The sequence below is a fragment of the Kitasatospora sp. GP30 genome (assembly GCF_029892145.1).
GTDB lineage: Bacteria > Actinomycetota > Actinomycetes > Streptomycetales > Streptomycetaceae > Kitasatospora > Kitasatospora acidiphila.
Map to the genome: position 1 here is coordinate 1 of NZ_JARZAH010000090.1, position 4,935 is coordinate 4,935.

Annotated in this window: 3 protein-coding genes and 1 pseudogene; 2 read left to right on the forward strand and 2 right to left on the reverse strand. The window is 75.1% G+C overall.

All coding sequences use genetic code 11. The features are described 5' to 3' along the window. Both P3T35_RS40165 and P3T35_RS40170 read left to right on the forward strand, forming a co-directional pair. A partial coding sequence (locus P3T35_RS40165) for an SUKH-4 family immunity protein (protein ID WP_280709851.1) occupies window positions 1-1,416 on the forward strand: 1,416 nt, incomplete at its 5' end. 154 nt (window positions 1,417-1,570) lie between these two features. Then, on the forward strand, window positions 1,571-2,944 hold the full coding sequence (locus P3T35_RS40170; protein ID WP_101381955.1) for a hypothetical protein: 1,374 nt from the start codon (window positions 1,571-1,573) through the stop codon (window positions 2,942-2,944). 221 nt (window positions 2,945-3,165) lie between these two features. On the opposite strand, the gene P3T35_RS40175 is transcribed toward P3T35_RS40170, so the two are convergent. Both P3T35_RS40175 and P3T35_RS40180 read right to left on the reverse strand, forming a co-directional pair. Beyond that, a complete protein-coding gene (locus P3T35_RS40175; RefSeq protein WP_101381956.1) occupies window positions 3,166-4,719 on the reverse strand; it encodes an AbgT family transporter in 1,554 nt (517 codons plus the stop codon). 90 nt (window positions 4,720-4,809) lie between these two features. Further along, window positions 4,810-4,935 (reverse strand): annotated as a pseudogene (locus tag P3T35_RS40180) (nucleotide sugar dehydrogenase); the annotation flags it as partial.

Genomic DNA, 4,935 nt, shown 5'->3' on the forward strand with positions numbered 1-4,935 from the left:
GCTCCGGCGCCCGGCGCGCAGCCGCCGGCGGGTGGCCCGGCGATCGAGTACGCGCCGACCATGATGGCCTCCGACGGTCCGCCCGGGCTGATGGGCCTGCCGGGTGCGCCCGGCCCGGCCGCGCCGGGCACCGGTCGCGGCCGGGGTGACAACAGCGCCCCGCCGCCCCCGCCGCCGGCCGCCCTGCGCGGTGGCGCGGGCAGCGGCCCGTCCTCGTCCGCCGGTCGCGGCCGGGGTGACAACAGCGCCCCGCCGCCGCCCCCGCCGTCCGACCTGCGCGGCGGCAAGCCGGCCGCGCCCGTCGCGGCAGCCGCCGCGGCCGGTGCCGGCGACCTGGCCGACGCCTCGACCAGCAAGGCCGCGATGCCGCCGCGGGCCGGCGTCCCCGGTGCCGCAGCGCCGGTGCCGGGCCTGCCGCCGCAGGGCGCCCCGGTGCCGCCGGGCGTGCCCACGGTCGGCCCCGGCTACCTCGCGGTGCTCAGCTACCGGGCGCCCGACGGCTCCGAGCAGAAGGTGATGTTCCGCAGCGAGCCCGGCACCCCGCACCCGGAGTGGCGGCTGCTGCAGGAGGTGCGGCGCCTGGGCGTGCCCGCCGAGCAGGTGCTGGAGCTGCACACCGAGCTGGAGGCCTGCGACCTGCCCGGCGGCTACTGCCGCCGGCTGATCGCGGCCTCCTGGCCGAACGTGCGGATCAGCCACACTGCCGCCTACGGCCGCGACCTGCCCTCCCGGCAGGCCGGCATGGCGCACCTGCTCAACCACCTGGACGAGCTGCACCAGCTGGCCGGCGGCCCGCAGCGGCCGCGCCCGCTCCGGGCGCCGCTGCCCGCGCCGGGCACCGTGCAGCAGCTCCCGCCGGTGCCGCCGCAGCAGCTGGCGGCCGAGCTGGGGCAGTACTTCGGCCCGGCGGTGTTCCGCTACGAGCAGCGCGCCGTGTCCCGCGCCGGGGTGCCCGAGATCGTGGCGCAGAGCCTGGTCTGGGCCGGCATGCCGACCAACTTCGGCCCCTTCTTCTGGGCGCACGCCCCCGAGAACCGGCCGATCCCGACGCTGGCCGAGCTGGCGGCCGAGCGCGGCCACGCGGCCGCACCGGACGCCGGCGGCTACCTGGTGCTCGGCAACGACTACGGGCGCCAGCTCTGTGTGCAGTACGGCACAGCCGCCGTGGTCGCGGTGGATCTGGAGGGAACCAACGAGCCGCCGCGCTTCGTCAACACAGGTGTGCCGGAGTTCATCCGGTCGCTCGCCCTGCTCGGTCGGATGTGGCCGCTGCGCTACGGTCTGACTCCGGATCAGGCCGGGCGCTGGACCGCCGACTTCCAGGCGGAGCTGGCCGCGGTCGACCCGGCGGCCCTCCAGGCGCCGGACACCTGGTGGGCGGTCCTCCTGGAGCAGTTCTGGGACGGTCTGCTGTAGCCGCCCCCGTGGTGGTGGGGTCGGAGCGTCACCGTGGGTACGCTCCGGCCAGCGGTGCCGCTTCCTTGGGCTTTCCGGATGATCTGCGCAAAATAGGTCAAGAGGACAGGCATCGAGACCAGCCCGACCAGCCCGCCACTGAGGGGACCAGGACATGAGCGACGCCATCCCGTCGTACGGCTTCACCGCGGCCCGGCGCGGCTATGCGCCCGAGCAGGTCGATCGCGCGCTGGCCGCGCTGACGGCCCAGCGGGACGCGGCGTGGCAGCGGCTCAGCCAACTCGGCGCCCGGATCCGCGACCTGGAGACCGCGCTGGAGACCGCACGGCAGGAGGCCGCCGAGGCCCCCGCGCCCGACTACACCGCGCTCAGCGAGCAGGCCGCCGACCTGATGGCGATCGCCGAGAACGAGGCCCGCAACATCCGCGACAAGGCCGAGCGGTTCGCCGAGGACACCCGCGACGACACCTACCAGGCCGGCCAGGCGGCGCAGCAGTCCGCCGAGGAGTTCGCCACCACCACCCGGGCCGAGGCCGACCAGGCCGCCCGCCGGACCGATGAGCGCAGCCGCGCCGAGGCCGAGCGGCTGCGCGGCGAGGCCGACCGAGACGCCCGCGCCATCCGCGACACCGCCACCGCCGAGGCCGCCAAGCTGCGGGTCGCCGCCGCCGAGGCCGGCGAGCGGGCCGAGACCAAGCTGGCCGAGCTGCGCCGCGAGGCCGACGAGCGGTTCGCCGCCGAGGAGGCCGCCGCCCAGGCTGCGGACGCCAAGAGCTCGGCGCTCGCCGAGCAGCGCCTGAAGGAGTCCGAGCAGCACCGCGAGGCCACCATCGGCATGGTCAAGCAGATCGACACCGAGGCCCAGGCCCGCGCCGACCAGCTGGTCGAGCAGGCCCGCCGGGAGGCCGAGCGGATCAACACCGCCTCGGCCGAGGAGCAGGCCGCCTTCGAGGAGCGGCTGACCACCGTGCAGACCCACCTGGACACCATCAAGGGCACCCTGGCCTCGCTCACCGGCCGCGCGGTCGGCATGATCGAGCCGGGCGAGGCGCGCGCGGCCGCACCGGTCGCCGTGCCCGCCCCGGCACCGGCCGCCGTGCCCACCTCCGTGCCCGCTTCCGCGCCGAGCGCCGCACCGGCTGTCGCGCCGGTCGCCGTGCCCGCCTCCGAGGCGGACACCAGCGAGGTGCCGCAGCCGGTCGTCCCGGCCGATGCCCCGACCACCGTGCTGCGCCTGCCCGCCGAGTTGCGCCAGGCCGCCGCCGACCCGCGCACCGCCGCCCCCCAGGACGCCCGGCCGGCCCCCGTCGCCGCCCCGGATCCTGCCGCGGCTCCGGCCCCCGCCGCCGCTCCGGCGGTGCCGGTGCCCCCGCGCCCGCTGGCCCCGCCGGCACCGGCCGCACCGCCCGCGCAGCCGGCGGCCGCCGCCCCGGAGGACGAGACGGCGATCATCCCCAAGATCGTCATCATCGACGACGGCGTCACCATGGACACCCTGCCGGGCACGGTCGGCCGCCGCCGGCTCTGAGCGGGCGGCGGACCGTTTCGCCGGCGCGGTGGTGGCCGGGCTCAGCTGACGTCGAGCGGGATGCCGAGCAGGTACCGGGTGCGGGCGGCTGACCGTGGCGGACCGTTTCGCCGGCGCGGTGGTGGCCGGGCTCAGCTGACGTCGAGCGGGATGCCGAGCAGGTACCAGGTGCGGGCGGCTGACCGTGGCGGACCGTTTCGCCGGCGCGGTGGTGGCCGGGCTCAGCTGACGCCGAGCGGGATGCCGAGCAGGTACCAGGCGATGAAGAAGGCGACCCAGACGATCCAGGCGACGGCGGCGACCGGGAGGGTGAACGACGCGAGGGTGCCGATCCCGGCACCCTTGCGGTACTGCCGCAGGTAGCCGACGGCCATCATGAAGAACGGGCTCATCGGGGTCACGCACTTGGTGACCGAGTCGGCGACCCGGTACATGGCCTGAGTGGTCTCCGGGTGGACCCCGACGAGCATCAGCATGGGCACCAGGACCGGGGCGACCAGCGCCCACAGCGCGGAGCCGCTGGTGACCAGCAGGTTCATCACCGCGATCAGCACGGCGATGCCGATCAGCACCAGCCAGCCGCTGAGGTGCAGGTCGCGCAGCGCCTGGGCGCCCTTGACGGCCAGGACGTTGCCGAGGTTCGTCCAGCTGAAGTAGGCGAGGAACTGGGAGATCGCGAAGAACAGGACCAGCGTCGGGGCCATCGTCCTGGTGCCGTCGGCCATCGCGGCGACGACGTCGGGGGCACCGCCGAAGGTCCCGGACAGGCGGCCGTAGACCCAGCCGACCAGGGTGAAGAACACGCCGAGGACCAGGGCCATGCCGCTGAACACCGGCGAGTCGACGATGCCGCCGTGTGCCCCGCGCAGCGGTGAGGACGCCGGGACCATCGCCCCGACCAGGAGCACCGCGAAGCCCAGCGCGACCAGCCCGGTGAGCCGCAGCGCGCGGCGCTGCCGGACTGTCGCCTCGACCGTCCGCGGCTCGCCGTCGGCCGGTGCGGCCGCCGGTTCGTCGGGCTCCAGGTCCGAGCGCCGGGCCAGGACCTTCTCGACCACGACCGTGATCACGAATGCCATCAGGACGGACGACGCGAGCCCGAAGTAGTAGTTCGCCACCGGTGTCACCACGTAGTGCGGGTCGACGACATGGGCCGCGGCGGTGGAGATCGACGACAGCAGTACGTCGGTCGTGGTGAGGGACGGCGAGGCGTTGAAGCCCGCGGAGACCGAGACGAAGGCGACGACGCAGCCGAGCACGGGGCTGCGGCCGGCGGCCCGGTAGAGCGCCGCCCCGAGCGGGATCAGCGTCACGTAGGCGGCGTCGCCGGCGACATGGCTGACCATCGCCGTCAGGGCCAGCGCGAACGTCAGGTACCTGCCCGGCACCCGTGCGACCAGGCGGTGCAGCAGGGTTTCGAACAGCCCGCTCTTCTCGGCGACGACGATGCCGAACATCACGACCAGGACGGTCGCCAGGGGCGGGAACTGCGCGAAGTTGTCGACGGCGTGCTGGACGGCGAGCACCAGCCCGTCCCTGCTGAGCAGGCTCTGCACCCTGACGGTCTTGTGCGTCCCGGGCAGCACGGTGCCGACGTGCAGCCCGGCCAGTACCGCGCTGAGTACGGCGACGACGCCCGCGAGGATCCAGAACAGCCAGAACGGGTCGGGCAGCCGGTTGCCCGCCTTCTCGATCGCCGCCAGGCCGCGGAACACGGCACGCAGCCATCTCGAACCGGGCTCGGTCTCCCGGGATTCGGTCACGGTGGCACTCATCGCTACCCCTCCAACGAGTCGGCGTCCAGGCCGTGTTCATGCTGCGCCTGGACGCCGTCCGCGGCGAGACCTCCGGCCGCTGATGCTCCCTCAGAGCACCTCCACCGCCGCTCCCGCGAGCCGGCGGCGGCAGTCCAGGAGGTAGCGGGCGTGCTCGGTGATCTGCGGGTAGTCGAAGTCGTCGTGGTCGGCGAGCAGCACCACGGCGTCGGCGGC